Annotated in this window: 15 protein-coding genes and 1 pseudogene; 12 read left to right on the forward strand and 4 right to left on the reverse strand. The window is 74.7% G+C overall.

The features are described 5' to 3' along the window. Nucleotide 1: 1 nt before the first annotated feature. The 10 genes from JS756_RS01120 (at nt 2) to ppdK (ending at nt 10,685) form a co-directional block, all read left to right on the forward strand. A complete protein-coding gene (locus JS756_RS01120) occupies nt 2–289 on the forward strand; it encodes a HypC/HybG/HupF family hydrogenase formation chaperone (protein WP_205380961.1) in 288 nt (95 codons plus the stop codon). 219 nt (nt 290–508) lie between these two features. Then, entirely contained in the window at nt 509–1,672 is a 1,164-nt protein-coding gene (locus JS756_RS01125) for a 4Fe-4S dicluster domain-containing protein (RefSeq protein ID WP_205380962.1), read from the forward strand. Then, nucleotides 1,669–2,124 (forward strand): cyclic nucleotide-binding domain-containing protein, encoded by a 456-nt coding sequence (locus tag JS756_RS01130; protein WP_205380963.1) that lies wholly within the window; start codon nt 1,669–1,671, stop codon nt 2,122–2,124. Before JS756_RS01125 ends, JS756_RS01130 begins: the two co-directional genes overlap by 4 nt. Further along, complete coding sequence (locus JS756_RS01135; RefSeq protein WP_205380964.1) at nt 2,121–2,939, forward strand: FAD/NAD(P)-binding protein; 819 nt, start codon at nt 2,121–2,123, stop codon at nt 2,937–2,939. The genes JS756_RS01130 and JS756_RS01135 overlap by 4 nt, the downstream gene beginning before the upstream one ends. A gap of 2 nt (nt 2,940–2,941) precedes the next feature. After that, complete coding sequence (locus JS756_RS01140; RefSeq protein WP_205380965.1) at nt 2,942–3,733, forward strand: NADH-quinone oxidoreductase subunit B family protein; 792 nt, start codon at nt 2,942–2,944, stop codon at nt 3,731–3,733. After that, nucleotides 3,730–5,061, forward strand: a complete 1,332-nt coding sequence (locus JS756_RS01145) for a Ni/Fe hydrogenase subunit alpha (protein ID WP_205380966.1) — start codon at nt 3,730–3,732, stop codon at nt 5,059–5,061. Before JS756_RS01140 ends, JS756_RS01145 begins: the two co-directional genes overlap by 4 nt. A 19-nt stretch (nt 5,062–5,080) precedes the next feature. Beyond that, entirely contained in the window at nt 5,081–5,746 is a 666-nt protein-coding gene (locus JS756_RS01150; protein WP_205380967.1) for a CBS domain-containing protein, read from the forward strand. Further along, nucleotides 5,743–6,846 carry a hydrogenase formation protein HypD gene (hypD, locus tag JS756_RS01155; protein ID WP_205380968.1) on the forward strand — a complete coding sequence of 368 codons (1,104 nt, stop codon included), beginning with the start codon at nt 5,743–5,745 and terminating at the stop codon, nt 6,844–6,846. The genes JS756_RS01150 and hypD overlap by 4 nt, the downstream gene beginning before the upstream one ends. Further along, a complete protein-coding gene (hypE, locus tag JS756_RS01160) occupies nt 6,843–7,877 on the forward strand; it encodes a hydrogenase expression/formation protein HypE (protein WP_205380969.1) in 1,035 nt (344 codons plus the stop codon). The genes hypD and hypE overlap by 4 nt, the downstream gene beginning before the upstream one ends. 120 nt (nt 7,878–7,997) lie before the next feature. Beyond that, nucleotides 7,998–10,685 (forward strand): pyruvate, phosphate dikinase, encoded by a 2,688-nt coding sequence (gene ppdK / locus JS756_RS01165; RefSeq protein ID WP_205380970.1) that lies wholly within the window; start codon nt 7,998–8,000, stop codon nt 10,683–10,685. 7 nt (nt 10,686–10,692) lie between these two features. Here ppdK and JS756_RS01170 read toward each other — a convergent pair whose 3' ends face one another. From JS756_RS01170 to JS756_RS01185, 4 genes are all read right to left on the reverse strand, one after another. Continuing rightward, nucleotides 10,693–11,199 (reverse strand): GNAT family N-acetyltransferase, encoded by a 507-nt coding sequence (locus JS756_RS01170; RefSeq protein WP_205380971.1) that lies wholly within the window; start codon nt 11,197–11,199, stop codon nt 10,693–10,695. A 496-nt stretch (nt 11,200–11,695) separates the two neighbouring features. Beyond that, the gene (locus JS756_RS01175; RefSeq protein ID WP_205380972.1) at nt 11,696–12,190 is read right to left on the reverse strand and encodes a flavodoxin domain-containing protein; all 495 of its coding nucleotides are present in this window, start codon (nt 12,188–12,190) and stop codon (nt 11,696–11,698) included. 16 nt (nt 12,191–12,206) lie between these two features. Next, the gene (locus JS756_RS01180) at nt 12,207–12,938 is read right to left on the reverse strand and encodes a CBS domain-containing protein (protein WP_205380973.1); all 732 of its coding nucleotides are present in this window, start codon (nt 12,936–12,938) and stop codon (nt 12,207–12,209) included. Between the two features lie 27 nt (nt 12,939–12,965). Beyond that, the gene (locus JS756_RS01185) at nt 12,966–15,659 is read right to left on the reverse strand and encodes a bifunctional acetate--CoA ligase family protein/GNAT family N-acetyltransferase (RefSeq protein WP_205380974.1); all 2,694 of its coding nucleotides are present in this window, start codon (nt 15,657–15,659) and stop codon (nt 12,966–12,968) included. 167 nt (nt 15,660–15,826) lie between these two features. On the opposite strand from JS756_RS01185, the gene JS756_RS01190 reads away from it, so the two are divergent. Together JS756_RS01190 and JS756_RS38490 are read left to right on the forward strand one after the other, a co-directional pair. Beyond that, nucleotides 15,827–17,608 carry a SulP family inorganic anion transporter gene (locus JS756_RS01190; RefSeq protein WP_205380975.1) on the forward strand — a complete coding sequence of 594 codons (1,782 nt, stop codon included), beginning with the start codon at nt 15,827–15,829 and terminating at the stop codon, nt 17,606–17,608. A 104-nt stretch (nt 17,609–17,712) separates the two neighbouring features. Continuing rightward, nucleotides 17,713–17,947, forward strand: a pseudogene (locus tag JS756_RS38490) (IS630 family transposase); the annotation flags it as partial. Nucleotides 17,948–18,167: the final 220 nt, after the last annotated feature.

The following is an 18,167-nucleotide window of genomic DNA, read 5'->3' on the forward strand; positions in this document are numbered from 1 at the left end:
GATGTGCCTGGGCATCCCCGGCCGGATCACCGAGGTCCATGAGGAGGCGGGCGTGCGGATGGGGACGGTCGACTTCGGCGGCGTCCGCCGGGAGGTGTGCCTCGCCTACACGCCGGAGGCGGGTGTCGGCGCCTATGTCGTGGTCCATGTCGGCTTCGCCATCACCCGGGTGGACGAGGCCGAGGCGGAACGCACCCTGGAGGTGCTGCGGGCCATGGCGGACGCGGTGGCGGGCGAGCTGGGAGAGCCGCTGCCGGGCACGCCGGACGCGGACGGCCGTCCGCGCTGACTCCCGCCGGCCCGCGGGGACGGAGCCTTCCGGCGCTCGCGCACCAGCCGCTCCGCCGGGGCGTGAGGGACCGGCCCCGCGGGGCGTCCGGGCACGCCCGCCGGAGCGCGGGCCGGTGTGGGCCGAAGGGCCCTCGCCCGGGCCCGGGCGGCCCGTGGCGGCCCGGGCCCGGGCGGGACAGTCTGGACTCAGCAGTCCCACCGCGCCTGGGAGGGCACGATGCCAGACCGCCGTACGACCGCCGTCCTGGACCTCAGCGGGCTCGACGCCCTGGTCGAGGTGCTGCGCGGGCAGGGACGCACGGTCGTCGGACCGACGGTGCGGGACGGGGCCGTCGTCCTGGCCGAGCTGGACTCGGCCCGCCGGCTGCCGTTCGGCTGGGGCACCGAGGTCGAGGCCGGCCGCTACCGGCTGGTCCCGCGCGCGGACGGCGCCGCCTTCGCGCACACCACGGGACCACAGTCGTGGAAGGCGTTCCTGCACCCGGAGCGGGAGAAGCTGTGGAGCGTCGACCGCGGTGCGGACGGGGAACTGTCGGTGACCGAGGAGCGGCCACCCCAGCCGTCGTACGCCTTCCTCGGGGTGCGGCCCTGCGACCTGCGGGCCATCGCGGTGCAGGACCGTGTGCTGGCCGGGGGCAGGTACCCGGACAGCGGATACCGGGAGCGGCGCGTGGGCGCGTTCCTGATCGCGGCCGAGTGCACCGAACCGGGAGCCACCTGCTTCTGCGTGTCCATGGGCGGCGGCCCGGGCGCCGACGCCGGTTTCGATCTCGCGCTGACCGAAGTGGTCGACGCCGACGGTCACCGCTTCCGCGTACGCAGCGGCAGCGACGCCGGCGAGGAGGTCCTCGCGGCGGTCCCGCACCACCCGGACGATCCGGCGACCGGGACTGCCGCCCGGTCCGCGGTGGACGCCGCGCGGGAGCGGATGGGCCGGGCCATGCCCCCCGTGGACCTGCGCGCCCTGCTGGCCGGGAGTCTGGAGGCCGAGCGCTGGGACGACGTGGCCGCCCGCTGTCTGACCTGCGGAAACTGCACCATGGTGTGCCCCACCTGCTTCTGCACCACCACCGAGGAGGTCACCGACCTCACCGGCGACCACGCCGAGCGGTGGCAGCGCTGGGACTCCTGCTTCGACCTCGACTTCTCCCTCCTGCACGGCGGCCCGGTGCGGGCCTCGGGGCGCAGCCGGTACCGGCAGTGGCTCACCCACAAGCTCTCCACCTGGTACGACCAGTTCGGCAGTTCGGGCTGCGTCGGCTGCGGGCGCTGCATCACCTGGTGCCCGGTCGGGATCGACATCACCGAGGAGGCAGCGGCGCTCCAGGCGGAGACGTCCGCGGGCCTGCCGCACGACGACCGTGAGGAGCCGCGACGATGACCTCGACCGCCTGGGACTCGGCGCTGGGAGCGGAGCACCGAGCGCGGCTGACACGGATCGCCCGCGAGGTGTCCTTCCCCGCGGGCACCCGCCTGTTCGAGGAGGGCCGGCGCGCGGACCGGTTCTGGATCGTGCGCGCCGGGACGGTCGCCCTCGACATCCATGTCCCGGGGCGGCGGGCCGCCGTGGTGGAGACGCTGGGCCGCGGCGAACTCGTCGGCTGGTCCTGGTACTTCCCGCCCTACGAGTGGCACCTGGGCGCGGAGACGACGAGCACGGTGCAGGCCTACGAGTTCGACGCGGCGACCGTGCGGCTGCTGTGCGAGGAGGACGCCGGGTTCGGCCGGGCGGTGGCGAGCTGGGTGGGCGGAGTGGTCGCCGACCGGCTGCGCGCGACCCGCATCCGGCTGCTCGACCTGTACGCCCCCTATGGCAGCGGGGACCTGACATGACCGGGGTGCCCGTGCCCTACCGGGTGGTCCGGACGAGGCCCGAGACCGCCGACACCGTCAGCATCACGCTGGCGCCGGCGGGCACGGCGGCGCTCGCGCCCTTCACACCGGGCCGGTTCGCCATGGTGTACGCGTTCGGGGTCGGGGAGATCCCCGTCTCGGTGTCCCGCATCGGCGCGGGCGAGCTGGTCCACACGGTGCGCTCGGTCGGCGCGGTGTCGGCGGCGCTGTGCGCGCTGCGACCGGGCGACCGGGTCGGGCTGCGCGGCCCCTTCGGCACCGGCTGGGAGCTGCCGAGGGCGGCCGGCCGGGACGTGCTCGTGGTCGCCGGCGGCATCGGCCTGGCCCCGCTGCGGCCCCTGGTCCTGGCCGCGCTCGCCGCCCCCGACGCCCACGGGCGACCGAACCTGCTCGTCGGTGCCCGCACCCCCGGCGACGTGCTGTACGCGAAGCAGCTCTCCGACTGGGCGGCGGGGGGCGGCCCGCTGCACTGCGCGGTCACCGTCGACCGCCCCTCCCCCACCTGGCGCGGCCGGGTCGGCCTCGTCACCGAACTGCTGAACGAGGCCTGGTTCGATCCGGCGAACACCACGGCATTCGTCTGCGGGCCCGAGGCGATGATCCGCGCGACCGCCCGAGAACTGGTGCGCCGGGGGCTGGCGCCGGACCGGGTCCGGGTGTCGCTGGAGCGGAACATGCGCTGCGGCACCGCGCACTGCGGCCACTGCCAGCTCGGCGGTGCGCTGCTGTGCCGGGACGGGCCGGTGATCGGCTGGGACCTGGCCCGCGACCTGCTGACGGTGAGGGAGTTGTGACCGTGTCCGCACCCACCCTCGCGGTGTTCAAACTGGCCTCCTGCGACGGCTGCCAGCTCACGCTGCTCGACTGCGAGGACGAGCTCCTCACCCTCGCCGGCCGGGTGCGCATCGCCCACTTCCTGGAGGCGTCGAGCGCGGTGGAGCCCGGACCGTACGACCTCGGGCTCGTCGAGGGCTCGGTGACCACCCCGGACGACGCCCGGCGCATCCGGGAGATCCGCGCGCAGTGCCGGGTGCTGGTGACGATCGGCGCGTGCGCCACCGCCGGCGGCATCCAGGCACTGCGTGACTTCGCCGACGTCGAGGAGTTCCGGCGCACCGTCTACGCCCGGCCCGAGTACGTGGAGACGCTGGCGACCTCCACACCCGTGTCCGCGCACGTGGACGTGGACTTCGAACTGCGCGGCTGCCCCATCGACCGGGGCCAGTTGCTGGAGGTCGTCACCGCGTTCCTGGCCGGGCGCAGGCCGGACGTGCCGAACCACAGCGTGTGTTTCGCGTGCAAGCGCCGGGGCACGGTGTGCGTCACGGTCGCCCACGGCACCCCCTGCCTCGGGCCGGTCACACACGCCGGCTGCGGGGCGATCTGCCCGGCGTTCGGCCGTGGCTGCTACGGCTGCTTCGGACCGTCGGGCTCGGTGAACCTTCCCGCCCTGATCCCGCTGCTGCGCCGCGACGGGCTCGACGAGCGGGACGTGCGGCGTCTGCTGCGCACGTTCAACGCCACCGCCTTCGACCCGCCCGGCCGGGACACGGGGGCGGACGCCACGGACGAGGAGGTACGGCCGTGACCCACCGCGGTTCCCGTGTCCTGCGCGTCGGCTCGCTGGCCCGGGTGGAGGGCGAGGGCGCCCTGCACCTGCGGGTCGCCGCCAGCCGTGTCGAGGAGGCACGGTTGCGCATCTACGAGCCGCCGCGATTCTTCGAGGCGTTCCTGCGCGGCCGGGGGCACACCGAGCCGCCCGACATCACCGCCCGGGTGTGCGGCATCTGCCCGGTGGCCTACCAGATGAGTGCCTGCCAGGCCGTCGAGGACGCCTGCGGCGTCACGGTCGACCCGGCGGTGCAGGACCTGCGCCGGCTGCTGTACTGCGGCGAGTGGATCGAGAGCCACGCCCTGCACATCCACCTCCTGCACGCGCCGGACTTCCTCGGCTGCGACGGCGCGATCGATCTGGCGCGCACGCAGCGGGCCGCCGTGGAGCGGGGACTGCGGCTGAAGCAGGCCGGCAACGCGCTGCTCGAACAGCTCGGGGGCCGCGCCGTCCACCCCGTGAACGTCCGGCTCGGCGGCTTCCACCGCGTGCCCGCGCAGGGCGAGTTGAGGCCGCTCCGGGAGCGGTTGCGGCGCGCCGCCGACGACGCCCGCGCAACGGTGCGCTGGGTGGCGGGCTTCGACTTCCCGGACGCCGTCACCGACGCCGACTTCCTGGCCCTGGCCGCTCCGGACCGGTACGCCGTGGAGCGGGGCACCCCGACGGTGCTGCGCGCGGACGGCGTCCGGAGCAGCTTCGCGCTGCCCGGCTTCCTCGACCACGTCCGCGAGGAGCAGGTGCCGCACTCGACGGCGCTGCACTCCCGGCTCGACGGGCGGAACCACCTCACCGGCGCCCTGGCCCGGTTCGCGGTGGGCGGCGCGCAGCTGTCGGCCGGGGCACGCGAGGCCGCCCGCGAGGCGGGGCTCGGCGACCCGGCGGAGGGTGCGGTGTGCCGCAACCCCTACCGGTCGATCCTCGTGCGGGCCGTGGAGGTGGTGTACGCCGTCGACGAGGCGCTGCGACTGATCGACGCGTACGAGCCGCCCTCCCGTCCGTACGTGGAGGTGCCGCCGGCCGCCGGTACCGGTCACGGTGCGACGGAGGCGCCGCGCGGACTGCTCTACCACCGCTACCGGCTGGCCGCGGACGGCACCGTCACCGACGCCCGGATCGTGCCGCCCACCGCGCAGAACCAGGGGGCCATCGAGGACGATCTCGCACGGACCGCGCAGGCGGCCCTCGCTGCGGGTGACCCGGGCGACGAGGAGCTGACCCGGCTGTGCGAGCGGGCCGTCCGCAACCACGACCCGTGCATCTCCTGCTCCACCCACTTCCTCGACCTCACCGTCGAACGCACCTGACCATCCGAGGAGAACGACCATGCACGGCAGCCCGCACATCGTGAGTGACGTCATGACACGCGAGGTCGTGGCGGTGGGCCGCGACGCCCCGTTCAAGGACATCGTCACGCTCATGGAGCAGTGGAAGGTCAGCGCGGTTCCGGTACTGGAGGGCGAGGGCCGGGTCATCGGGGTCGTCTCCGAGGCCGACCTGCTGCCGAAGGAGGAGTTCCGCGACTCCGACCCGGACCGGTTCGTCCAGCTCAGCCGGCTCACCGACCTGGCGAAGGCGGGCGGAGTGCGGGCCGAGGAGCTGATGAGCGCTCCGGCCGTCACCGTCCACTCCGACGCCACGCTCGCGGAGGCGTCGCGCATCTTGGCCCGGCGCGGTCTGAAGCGGCTTCCGGTCGTCAACGGCGAGGGGCTGCTGGAGGGGATCGTGAGCCGGGCGGACCTGCTGAAGGTGTTCCTGCGGTCCGACGAGGACATCGCCGAGGAGGTCCGCCGCGAGGTCGTGTCCTACCTGTTCCCCGTGCCCCTGGAGCCCGTGCGGGTGGCGGTGGACGACGGGGTGGTCACGCTCACCGGCCGGATCCGGGACACGTCCCTGGTGCCCGTGGCGACCCGTCTGATCCGCGCGATCGAGGGCGTGGTGGGGGTCGAGTGCGACCTGGTCGCGGGGTCCGCGCGGGGTGAGCCGCGGTGAAGTATCTCGACGAGTACCGCGATCCCGCCCTCGCCCGGCGGCTGCTGGAGGAGCTGCGCCGCACCGCGACCACACCCTGGCGGATCATGGAGGTGTGCGGCGGGCAGACGCACACCCTGGTCCGGCAGGGCATCGACGAGCTGCTGCCCGCCGGGATCCGCATGATCCACGGGCCGGGCTGCCCGGTGTGCGTCACCCCGCTGGAGACCCTGGACCGGGCCATGGCGATCGCCGCGACGCCCGGCGTGATCTTCACGAGCTTCGGCGACATGCTGAGGGTGCCCGGCACGGACACGGACCTGCTGGCCTTGCGCGCCCGAGGCGCGGACGTCCGGGTCGTGTACACGCCGATGGACGCCGTGCGCCTGGCCGCCGTGCATCCGCGGCGCGAGGTGGTGTTCCTGGCGGTCGGCTTCGAGACCACGGCGCCCGCGGCCGCCATGGCGGTCCTGCACGCCGACCGGCTGGGTCTGGACAACTTCTCCATGCTGGTCAGCCATGTGCTGGTGCCGCCCGCCATGACCGCGCTGCTCGACGACCCGCACTGCGAGGTGCAGGCGTTCCTCGCGGCCGGGCACGTGTGCGCGGTGATGGGCTGGCGCGAGTACGAGCCGATCGCCGCCCGCTACCGGGTGCCCGTCGTGGTGACCGGCTTCGAGCCGCTGGACCTGCTGGAGGGCATCCTGATGACGGTACGGCAGCTGGAGTCCGGCCGGCACGAGGTGGAGAACCAGTACGTGCGGGCCGTGCGCCGCAGCGGCAACACCGAGGCGCAGGACGCCGTCCGCGAAGTGTTCGAGGTCACCGATCGGGCCTGGCGAGGCATCGGCGCGCTGCCCGGCAGCGGGTTCGAACTCGCCGCGCGGTACGCCCGCTTCGACGCCGCCCACCGGTTCGCCGTGGACGGGCTGCGCCCGGTGGAGGACGCCGCGTGCATCGCCGGCGCCGTGCTCACCGGCGCCCGGCTGCCCACCGACTGCGCCGCCTACGGCAGCCGCTGCACGCCCCGCCATCCGCTGGGTGCCCCGATGGTGTCCGCGGAGGGCACCTGCGCCGCCTTCCACGCGGCGGGCCGCACGAAGGAAGGGTCGCTGTCATGACTGCCGTATGCCCCAGCCCGCACCACGAGGACGATGTCGTCCTGCTCGGTCACGGCGCGGGCGGCCGGCTCACCGCCGAGCTGCTGGACGCCCTGGTGCTGCCGGCGCTGGACGGCCAGAGCGGGCCGCTGGAGGACGCGGCGCTGCTGCCCGGCCACCCCGACCTGGTGGTGAGCACGGACAGCTTCGTCGTCAGCCCGCTGTTCTTCCCCGGCGGGGACATCGGCTCGCTGGCCGTCAACGGCACGGTGAACGACCTCGCGATGCGCGGTGCCCGCCCGATCGCCCTGTCGGTGGCGCTGGTCGTGGAGGAGGGCCTGCCGCTCGCGCAACTGCGCGCCGTCGTGGAGTCGATGGGCAAGGCGGCGCGCGAGGCCGGGGTGCCCGTCGTCACCGGCGACACCAAGGTGGTGGGCCGCGGCGCCGCCGACCGGGTCTTCGTCACCACGACCGGCGTCGGGCAGCGCCGCCTGGGGCTGCGTCCGTCGGCCGCGCTGGCGCGGCCCGGCGACGCGGTGCTGCTGTCGGGGCCGATCGGGCTGCACGGCACCACGGTGCTGTCCACGCGCGAGGGACTCGGTTTCGAGAGCGACATCGCCTCCGACAGCCGTCCCCTGCACGGGCTGGTGGCGGCGCTGGGGCCGCTCGGCGAGCAGGTGCACACCCTGCGGGACCCGACCCGGGGCGGCCTGGCCGCCGCGCTCAACGAGATCGCCCGTGACTCGCGGATCGCCGTCGAGATCGACGAGGACGCCGTACCCGTGCCCCGGGCCGTCGCCGCCGCATGCGATCTGCTGGGACTTGATCCCCTCGTCGTCGCCAACGAGGGCTGCCTGGTCGCGTTCGTGGCGCAGGAGGCGGCGGACGCGGCGCTGACGGCGCTGCGCTCGCGGCCGGAGGGCCGGGACGCGGTCCGGATCGGCGAGGTGTCCGCGGACGGTCCAGCGGGCCGGGTCGTCCTGCGCACGCTGGTCGGGGCCCGCCGCGTGGTGGACCTGCCGATCGGCGAGCTGCTGCCCCGCATCTGCTGACCGGGTCAGGGGCCGACCGGCCCCACCGCGGGGGTCGGGCGGCATCTGCCTCCGCCCCGGCGGTGGCCCGACGCTGGAGGGGACGGAGCCAGCAGCCACGGAGCCGAGGAGCAAGGTGTCATGGTGCCTTACGTGTACGACTTCAGCGCGGGTGGCCGGGAGCTGGCCGACCTGCTCGGCGGCAAGGGCGCGAACCTCGCCGAGATGACCCGGCTGGGACTGCCGGTCCCGCCGGGTTTCATCGTCTCCACCGAGGCCTGCCGGGAGTTCCTGCGCACCGGAACCGAACCGGAGGGTCTGTTCCAGGAGGTCTCGCGGCACCTGTCGGCGATCGAGGCCGGCGCCGGACGCCGCCTGGGGCAGCCCGACGACCCGCTGCTGGTGTCCGTCCGGTCCGGTGCCCGTTTCTCCATGCCCGGCATGATGGAGACGGTCCTGGACATCGGCCTCAACGACGACTCCGTGACCGGCCTGGCCAAGGTCTCCGGCAGCGAGCGTTTCGCCTGGGACTCCTACCGGCGGCTGGTGCAGATGTTCGGCAGCACGGTCATGGGCGTCGACGGGGAGCTGTTCGACCGGCTGCTGACCGAGCTCAAGGAGCGGCGGGGCGCCCCCGACGACGTGCATCTGGAGGCCGCCGATCTCACCGACCTCGTCGAGGCGTACAAGCGGCTCATCCACGAGCGGACCGGCGACCACTTCCCGCAGTCCCCCGCCGAGCAGCTGCGCCGGGCGGTCCTCGCGGTCTTCCGTTCCTGGAACGGCGAACGCGCCCGCCTGTACCGGCGGCGCGAGCACATTCCCGACGACCTGGGCACCGCGGTGACGGTGCAGCGGATGGTCTACGGAAACCTCGGCACCGACTCCGGCAGCGGGGTCGCGTTCACCCGCGACCCGGCCACCGGCCTGCCCGGCCTCTACGGCGACTACCTGCCCAACGCTCAGGGCGAGGACGTGGTGGCCGGTATCCGCAACACCGTGCCGCTGGCCGAGCTGGAGCAGCTGGACCCGGAGTCGTACCACCGGCTGCGCGACCACATGGACACGCTGGAGCGGCACTACCGGGACCTGTGCGACATCGAGTTCACCATCGAGCGCGGCACGCTGTGGATGCTGCAGACCCGGGTGGGCAAGCGGACCGCCGAGGCCGCGTTCGTGATCGCCGCCCAGCTGGCGGACGAGAAGCTGATCACGGAGCGGGAGGGCCTCGCGCGGGTCGGCGGCGACGGGCTCGCGCGGCTGATGTTCCCCCGTTTCGACGCCGCGGCCACCGGTGCGCCCCTCGCCCGCGGCATCGCGGCCTCTCCGGGTGCCGCGGTCGGCGCGGTGGTCTTCGACTCCGCCGAGGCGGCCCGGCGGGCCGCAGCCGGCGAGAAGGTGGTCCTGGTCCGCCAGGAGACCACCCCCGACGACCTGCCCGGCATGGTCGCCGCGCAGGCGGTGCTGACCAGCCGCGGCGGCAAGACCTCGCACGCGGCCGTCGTGGCCCGCGGGATGGGCAAGGTCTGCGTGTGCGGGGCCGAGGAGCTCGCCGTGGACACCGCGGCCCGACGCTTCACCACCCGCACGGGGACCGTGGTGGAGGAGGGCACGGTGATCTCCGTCGACGGCTCCGCGGGCGCCGTGTACGCCGGAGCGGCGCCGCTGGTGGACTCCGAGGTCATGCGATACCTGGAGACCGGGGAGCGCTCCACCGGTGCGGTGGACGCGGTCGCCTCGGCCCTGCGGCTCGCCGACGAGGTACGCCGGCTGGAGGTGCGCGCCAATGCCGACACGCCGGAGGATGCGGCTCGGGCCCGCCGGTTCGGCGCGCAGGGCATCGGGCTGTGCCGTACCGAGCACATGTTCCTCGGGGAGCGGCGCGCGCTGGTCGAGGAGATGATCCTGGCCGGTGACGACGTCGCTCGCGACCGTGCGCTCGGGGCGCTGCTCCCCCTCCAGCGGCAGGACTTCGCGGGCATCCTCGCGGCGATGGACGGACTGCCGGTCACCATCCGGCTGCTGGACCCGCCGCTGCACGAGTTCCTGCCGGACGCCACGGAGCTGGCCGTGCGCGTCGGTGCCGCCGAGGCCCGCGGGGAACGGCCGGACCCGCACGACGCCGCGGTGCTCGCCGCGGTGCGGCGCATGCACGAGGAGAACCCCATGCTCGGCCTGCGGGGCGTCCGCCTCGGCCTGGTGGTGCCCGGTCTGGTCGCCATGCAGGTGCGCGCGATCGCCGAGGCGGTCGTGGAGCGCAGGCGGGCCGGCGGCACGCCCGAGGCGGAGATCATGGTGCCGCTGGTCGGCGACGTCAGGGAACTGCGGCTGGTGCGCGACGAGGTGGAGCGGGTGCTGGCCGCCGTCTCGGAGGAGTCCGGGATCGACGTGCGCTGCCCGGTCGGCACGATGATCGAGCTGCCGCGGGCGGCGCTGACGGCGGGACGGATCGCCGAGGTGGCCGAGTTCTTCTCCTTCGGCACGAACGATCTCACCCAGACCACCTGGGGATTCTCCCGTGACGACGTCGAGGCGGCCTTCTTCTCGGCCTACCTCGACAAAGGCGTCTTCGCCACGTCGCCGTTCGAGACGCTGGACCGCGAGGGCGTCGGCCGCCTGGTCGGCATCGCCGTCGCCGAGGGCCGGGCGGCACGCCCCGGCCTGAAGATCGGTGTCTGCGGCGAGCACGGCGGCGACCCCGACTCGGTGCACTTCTTCCACGGCGCCGGCCTGGACTACGTGTCCTGCTCGCCGTTCCGGGTGCCGGTCGCCCGTCTGGAGGCCGGGCGCGCCGCACTCGCCGGGGAGTCGGTGAGCGACACCAGGTGAGATCCCCTCACCCGGTTCGGCCCGCTTCAGGGGCGGGCGCCAGGGCGGCGAGCCCCACGAGGGGTTCGCCGCTCAGGCGGCAGACCGTCCACTCGTCGAGGAGTTCCGCCCCGAGCGCCTTGTAGAAGCCGATCGCCGGGTCGTTCCAGTCCAGCACCCACCACTCGAAACGCTCGTAACCGTGACGCAGGCACAGGCCCGCGAGGGCGGCGAGCAGGGCCTTGCCGTGTCCGCCGCCGCGGGCGTGCGGCCGCACGTAGAGGTCCTCCAAGTGCATGCCGCGGGTGCCGGTCCAGGTGGAGAAGCGCGGGAACCACAGGGCGTAGCCCACGGTGTCGCCGGTGGTGTCGTCCTCGGCGACGAGCGCGTGGGCGGCGGGGTGCGCACCGAAGAGCGCGTCATGGAGCTGCTCGTCGGTGGCGCGGGCCTGGTCGGCGGCCCGTTCGTACGCGGCGAGTTCACGGATCATCGCGCGGATGTCGCGGATGTCGTCGACGGTGGCGGCCCTGATCATGCGGCTGATCCTCGTTCACCGAAGCGGGAGGTGTCCACCGGGGCGGATGACGGCCCCACCTCGGCTGCCGCTGGGTGTCGGGGGCTGGAGCGCGCCCGGCGGGACGGCGGGCAGCGCGCCGGAACGCCTCCAGGCCAGGGCGGGGGCGATGGATGTCGGGGGTGATGGTGCATCCGTGCACGCGGGAGCGGGTGACGGCTGGCCGGTGTGGCACCGAGCAGGTGGCGTCCCGCCGGCATCGGCTCGGGTCCGAGGCCGTGCGCCGTCCTGCCCCCGGATGTGGGCCCGCCGGATCCGGTCCGGGGGCAGGAGCCCGGTGCCGGGAGCCGGAGCGCGCCCGGCGGGACGGCGGGCAGCTCGCCGGGCCGCCGGAACGCCCCTCGGCCGGGGGCGGGGGCGATGGCCCGGGCGGCGGCACCGGCTCCGGGGCCGTGGCGCGGCGGCGCGGGCCCCGGCCGGTGGTGGTGCCGGGGTCCGCGTCGCGCCGTGGTCCGCCTCAGTCCGTCAGTGCGTGGCCGATGCCGGCCGCCCACGTCTCGATCTGCCCGAAGTCGCGGAAGTCGCCACCCTTTCCGTTGCGCACGATCATCCGGGCGATCCAGCCCTTGGCACCCTCCTCCAGGCAGCCGCCGAAGGTGACGTGGCCCCGGGCCTCCAGCCGGTCCATGGTCCTCTTCACGCCGGGCACCGGGGGGATGTCCCGCTCGCCGGCCGAGGCGTCGAGCGGGCCGCTGCTGAAGAGCCACAGCGGGCGCCGGGACAGTGCCTCGCCGTGGCGCCGCACGAAGCGGCGGGCGTCGCGGTGCCAGCGGCCGCCGTACAGGCCGCCGCCGACCACGACGGCGTCGTAGGGGTCCGTGTCGCGCACGGAGCCGGCCGGACGCGCCTCGGCCGTCAGGCCCTCCTTGCGCAGCACCTCGGCGATGGTCTCGGCGATCTCCGCCGTCGACCCGTTGGTCGTTCCGTAGGCGACCAGCACGTTCGCGGTCATGGCGGTCCGCCTCCTCTCACAGTTTGCGCAGCCACTCGTCGGCCACCCCGTGCAGGGCCTGGGCCTCGGGCTGCAGCCGGCTGTCGTCCAGGCGCCAGGTGAGGTCGCCGACGACGCCGACCACGCCGTCGATCTGCCGGGTCATGGAGACGGCGATCTCCGTCTCGCTCCGCCGTTCCAGCTGACCGGAGAGCGTGACCACGCCCTCGGTGACGGAGACGTCGATGCTGCGCGGCGCCAGCCACAGCGTGCCCACCAGGACCTCCTCGAGGACCTCGTCGCGGATGTCCGCGTCGGGCCGCAGGAAGACCTGCAGCAGGTCCCGCCGCGTGACGATGCCGACCAGCCGGTCCTCCTCGTCGAGCACGGGAAGCCGCTCGACGTGCCGCTGGGCCATGGTCCGCGCGGCCTCGACGATGGTGTCGGAGGCGTGCACGGTGACCGGCGGCTCGCTCATCAGCTGGCCGGCGGTGCGGGCCTCGGCCTTGGCGTTCCGGCGCCGCCCGGCGGGCGTGAGCGCGGCCAGACGGTGGTGGCGCTCGGGCTCGTAGGGGTCGGGGACCGCGGCCTGGTGGATCATCAGATCGGTCTCGGAGATCACTCCGATCACCCGGTCGTCCTCGTCCACCACGGGCAGTCCGCTGATCCGGTGGTCCGCCAGCAGCCGGGCGACCTCTTTGAACGGGGTTCCGTAATCGGCGCGCACCACGTCCGTGGTCATCACGGAGCCGACCTTGTTGTGTTTCACGGTTCCTCCTGGGGCTGCCTCGGCCGGCTAGCGGAGCCGGCGCAGATAGGGGTCCTGGGCCCGGCGCGGCAGCAGCCGCAGCCGGGAGTCGAGCACGGTGACCGCTCCGGGCGTGGCGAGGACCGGGTTGACGTCGGCCTCCGCCAGCTGCGGCAGGTCGCTCGCCATGCGCGACAGGCGCAGCAGCACCTGTTCCAGCCCGGCGAGGTCGACGGGCCCGCTGCCGTGCGCGCCGAACAGCAGCGGCGCACAGCGCGGGGACGTGATCAGGTCGTGCACGTCCTGATCGGTGAGCGGGGCGAGCCGGGCGGCGTGGTCCGCGAGCACCTCGGTGGCCGTGCCGCCGAAGCCGAACAGGACGAGCGGCCCGAAGACCTGGTCCTGGACGACGCCGGCGAACAGCTCGGTGCCGCGTGCGGCGAGCGGCTGGATCACCACGCCGGTCAGCAGGCCGTCGAAACGGGTCTCGAAGTCCCGGAAGGCGGCCCGCACCTGGGCGTCGCCCTGCAGGTCGAGGTGGACGGCGTGCGCCTCGCTCTTGTGCACCAGACCCGGCCAGTGCGCCTTCATGACCACCCGGCCGTCCGCGCCGCGCAGCCGCCGGGCGGCGCGCACGGCGTCGTCCTCGGTGTCGGCGAAGGCCCAGGGGATCTGCGGGATGCCGTAGGCGTCGAGGAGTTCGGCGCACGTGCCCGGGTCGAGCCAGCCGCCGTCCGGATGGGCTTCGAGGAAGGTCTCGGCGACGGCGTGGGCGCGGGCGGTGTCGATGCCGGACGGGTCCGGCACGGTGCCGGCCGGCCGGCTCAGCCAGGCCGCTCGGCGTGCCGCGTGGGCCAGGGCCCGCGCCGCCGCCTGCGGTTCGGCGTACGAGGGGACGGATCCGCCGCCGGCGGCGGGCAGCAGCGTCACCGGGACGTCCTGCTCCAGCCGTACGAGGGCGACCGGGCGGGTCCCGGGGGCGGGAGCCCGGGTGACCGCCCGGACCAGGTCGTCCCCGGTCGCGGCGGCGACGGCGGTCGGGACCAGGGCGACGACGACGGCGTCGATGGCGCCGTGCTCCGTGAGCCGGTCCACGCACCGCGCGAGCTGCTCCTCCGTGACCGAGGCGGTGGCGTCCACCGGGTTGCCGACGGTGGCGCCGGCGGGCAGCACGGCGTGCAGGGCGTCCGCCGCCTCCGTGCCGAGCGGGGGGAGGACGAGCCCTGCCTCCGCGCAGGCGTCGGCGGTCAGGACGCCGGCGCCGCCCGCGTTCGTCACGACGGCGACGCGGGTGCCGGCGGGCAGCGGCTGGGTGTGCAGCAGGGCCGCGGTCTCCAGCAGTTCGCCGACGGAGCGGGTGGCGGTGACGCCGGCCTGGGTGAACAGTGCCTGCCGGGTCATGGTGCGGGTGGCGGCGGCCGCGGTGTGGGAGGCGGCGGCCTGCCTTCCGGCCTCGGTGCGGCCGGCGTCGACGGTCAGCACGGGCATGCGGCGCGTCACGCGCCGGGCCGTGCGGGAGAAGGCGCGCGGGTTGCCGAAGGACTCCAGGTGCAGCAGCGCCAGGTCGGTGCGGCCGTCACTCTCCCACCACTGGAGCATGTCGTTGCCGCTGACGTCGTACTTGTCGCCGAGGGAGACGAAGGAGGAGATGCCGATGCCCAGCCGGGACAGCCCGTCGAGCAGCGCGATGCCGACGCCACCGGACTGCACGGCGACACCGGCGGTGCCGGGCCGCGGGTGGCCGGCGGCGAACGTGGCGTCGAGGCGCAGTTCGGGGTCGGTGTGGGCGATGCCGAGGCAGTTCGGCCCGACCAGGCGCATGCCGTGGGTGCGGCAGGCGGCCAGGAGGGCCCGCGCCTGCTCGGCATCGAGCCCGGCGGTGACGACGAGCAGGGCCCGCACGCCCGCCGTACCGCATTCCTCGGCGGTGGCCGGCACGGCGGCGGCGGGTACGGCGAGGACGGCCAGGTCGGGCGTCCGGGGCAGGGCGCCGACGGACGGGAAGCAGGGCACGCCGAGGATCGAGGTCGCGGCGGGGTTGACGGCGAACAGCCGCCGGGTGAAGCCGCCGGCCTTCAGGTGGTGCAGGACGGCCCGGCCCACCGACCCGGGCCTGCGCCCGGCTCCGACGACGGCCACGCCGTCCGGCCGCAGCAGGGGCCGCAGGCTGGCCACGGCGGCGGCCCGGCCCCGCGCCTCCACGGCCGACAGGTAGGTGTCGTCCTGGTCCAGCCGGATGGTGCAGTGGACCTCGGGGCCGTCGAAGTGGCGGGCGGTCCGCAGGCCGAGGTCGGCGAAGAGCCGCAGGATGTCGCGGTTCTCGCTCAGGGCGTCGGCGGTGAACGCGGTGACGCCGTCGGCGCGCGCCGCGGAGACCAGGTGTTCGACGAGGAGGGTGCCGACGCCGCGGTGGTGCAGGCCGTCGGCGACGGCTACGGAGATGTCGGCCGTGTCGCCCTTGCCGCCGGTGTCGTACTCGGCGAGGCCGATCACCCGTCCCTGTGTCTCCGCGAGGAGGGCGCGGTAGCCCGGCCGGGCCGGGGCGCAGGCCCGGTCCGCGGCACGGAGACCGGACCGCCGGCTGATGCTGAAGAACCGCAACCGCAGGTTGTCCGCGGACATCGTGTCGTACAGCGCCCGCAGCCGCTCGTGGTCCTCGGGCCGAACGGTCCGGATGCACACGGTGGTGCCGTCCGCGAGCAGCGCGTGGACGGGGGGCCGTTCGAGCACGTGGTGCGTCATGGTGGTCTCCTCCGGCCCTGCGGCCTGCGCGTCTCCCGACGTTCCGAGCATCCGGCGGATCAGGCTCCGGTCCCATGGGCTGACCGGGGTCGGGCCGGGACCGATCGGCCCTACGGTGCGGCGGACGGGCCCGGCGCATCCTGGAGGCCGACGGCGGAGGGCGGCTGATGGACCGGGGCGCGGCGGGTGGACACACGGGGCGCCGTCCCCTGCCCGGTGCCGCCCGGCTGTGGAGCCGGGCACGCACCCGTGCCCCCGCTGCCGCGCTGCGGGCCGTCCCCGGGCTCACCACTCTCGCCGGCTACCGCAGGGAGTGGCTGAAGGGCGATCTGCTGGCCGGTGTCACGGTGGCCGCGTACCTGGTGCCGCAGGTGATGGCGTACGCGGGTGTGGCCGGGCTTCCACCGGTGGCGGGGCTGTGGGCGATCCTGCCCGCGCTCGGGCTGTACGCCCTGTTCGGTTCGTCGCGGCTGCTGTCGGTGGGGCCGGAGTCGACGACCGCCCTGATGACGGCGACGGTGGTCGCTCCGCTCGCCGCAGGGGACCCGGGCCGCTACGCCGCGCTGGCGGCGGCCCTCGCGGGGACGGTCGGTCTGCTGTGCCTGGTCGCGCGGGCGGTGCGGCTGGGGTTCCTCGCGGATCTGCTCTCCCGCCCGGTCCTGACCGGCTATCTCGCGGGCGTGGCAATGATCATGACGGTGGACCAGCTGCCGAACCTGACCGGGGTGGACACCTCGGGCGACGGGTTCCTCCCGAAGCTGTGGTCCTTCGTGCGCGGCGTGTCCGACGCCGACGCGGCGACGGTCGTGCTGTCCGCCGCCGCCCTCGCGTTCCTGTTCGCGGTGGCCCGGTATCCGCGGGCGCTGCCCGGACCACTGCTCGCCGTGGTGCTGGGCACCGCGGCCACGGTGGTGTTCGGCCTGGACGACCGGTACGGCGTTCAGGTGATCGGCGCGGTACCGGCGGGGCTGCCCGGCATCGCGGTGCCGGATCCGGGCGAGCTGCCGCGGCTGGTGCTGCCGGCGCTCGGTGTCCTGCTCGTGGCGTACACCGACTGCATCTTCACCGGGCGGGCGTTCGCCGGGCCCGGCGGTGAGGGGCCGGAGCTCGACGCCGACCAGGAGTTCACGGCCCTGGGCACGGCGAATCTCGGCTCCGCGCTGCTGCACGGCTTTCCCGTCAGCAGCAGCGCCAGCCGTACCGCCCTCGCCTGCTCGACCGGGGCCCGCAGTCAGGGGTACTCACTGGTCGCCGGCGCCGCGGTGCTCGCCGTGCTGCTCGTGCTGGGGTCGCTGCTGGCCCGCACCCCCTCCGCCGTGCTCGGCGCGATCGTGGTGTACGCGGCGGTGCGCATGGTGGACTTCGCCGGGTTCCGGCGGCTGGCCGACTTCCGGCGCCGCGAACTGCTCCTCGCGCTCGGCTGCCTGGCCGGTGTGCTCGCCCTGGACGTGCTGTACGGCGTGCTGGTGGCGGTCGGCCTGTCGGTGGCCGAGTTGCTGCTGCGGGTGGCCCGCCCGCACGACGCGGTCGAGGGGCTGGTGCCGGGGGTGGCGGGCATGCACGACATCGACGACTATCCGCAGGCCCGGACGATCCCCGGCCTGCTGGTCTACCGGTACGACTCACCGCTGTTCTTCGCCAACGCGGAGGACTTCCGGCGGCGGGCCCTGGCGGCCGTGGAGGAACAGACCGGGCCCGTGCGCTGGTTCCTGCTGAACATGGAGGCCAATGTCGAGGTCGACATCACCGCCCTGGATGCGGTGGACGCGCTGCGCCGCGAACTCGCCGACCGCGGCATCGTGTTCGCCCTGGCCCGGGTCAAGCAGGACCTGCTCGACGACCTGGTGGCCTACGGCCTGGCGGACACGGTCGGCACGGACCTGATCTTCCCGACCCTGCCGACCGCCGTGGCGGCGTACCGCCGACGAACGGGCGCCCGACCGGACTGAACGGGCGGCCTGACGGACCGGGGCGGGCAGGGCGGGGCGGCTACCCGCCTGAGGTTTTCGGCCTGGGGTGACGGTGATCCCGCTGGTGGGTGTATCCCGGTGTCATGTGGTGTCCCGAGGGAGGTGGCCTGACCACGAAGCAGCGGGCTCAGCGGGAGCAAGTACGGTTCGAGACCGCCGAGTCGTTCACGCAAAGGGTGGTGCCTTCGCGGCTTCGCGGGTCGCGCGGCGATCACGGGTCTCCCGCGAGTCCGCGTATGCCGGGCACGCTCGCCGGCGGGAGGCGGCGTTGAGGCCCTGCGGTCCAAGGGACCGTCCGGACGGTGCCACCGCAAGAGAACGGCGGGAAGTGGGGGCGGCATCCACGGCTTCGGCCTGGGGCTGGTCGGTGCACCCCCGCACCGGTCTCACCCGGTCGGCCCAGCCGAACCGGGCCACCCCGGCCCCGCGGCTGACGAACTCACCGGGCGGGCAGGACGCCCGTCCGTCGCACACCTCGCCGAAAATCCGCAACCCGGTGCGAGCCCCGACTGCCTTCCGCACCCAGCCCCGCCGAACT

The organism is Streptomyces actuosus (assembly GCF_016921115.1).
Lineage (GTDB): Bacteria > Actinomycetota > Actinomycetes > Streptomycetales > Streptomycetaceae > Streptomyces > Streptomyces actuosus_A.

Bases quoted from the DNA above. Each gene is read 5' to 3' on its own strand.
- JS756_RS01120 (WP_205380961.1), top strand. From the start codon at position 2: ATGTGCCTGGGCATCCCCGGCCGGATCACCGAGGTCCATGAGGAGGCG.
- JS756_RS01125 (WP_205380962.1), top strand. From the start codon at position 509: ATGCCAGACCGCCGTACGACCGCCGTCCTGGACCTCAGCGGGCTCGAC.
- JS756_RS01130 (WP_205380963.1), top strand. From the start codon at position 1,669: ATGACCTCGACCGCCTGGGACTCGGCGCTGGGAGCGGAGCACCGAGCG.
- JS756_RS01135 (WP_205380964.1), top strand. From the start codon at position 2,121: ATGACCGGGGTGCCCGTGCCCTACCGGGTGGTCCGGACGAGGCCCGAG.
- JS756_RS01150 (WP_205380967.1), top strand. From the start codon at position 5,081: ATGCACGGCAGCCCGCACATCGTGAGTGACGTCATGACACGCGAGGTC.
- hypE (WP_205380969.1), top strand. From the start codon at position 6,843: ATGACTGCCGTATGCCCCAGCCCGCACCACGAGGACGATGTCGTCCTG.
- ppdK (WP_205380970.1), top strand. From the start codon at position 7,998: ATGGTGCCTTACGTGTACGACTTCAGCGCGGGTGGCCGGGAGCTGGCC.
- JS756_RS01170 (WP_205380971.1), bottom strand. From the start codon at position 11,199: ATGATCAGGGCCGCCACCGTCGACGACATCCGCGACATCCGCGCGATG.
- JS756_RS01175 (WP_205380972.1), bottom strand. From the start codon at position 12,190: ATGACCGCGAACGTGCTGGTCGCCTACGGAACGACCAACGGGTCGACG.
- JS756_RS01185 (WP_205380974.1), bottom strand. From the start codon at position 15,659: ATGACGCACCACGTGCTCGAACGGCCCCCCGTCCACGCGCTGCTCGCG.
- JS756_RS01190 (WP_205380975.1), top strand. From the start codon at position 15,827: ATGGACCGGGGCGCGGCGGGTGGACACACGGGGCGCCGTCCCCTGCCC.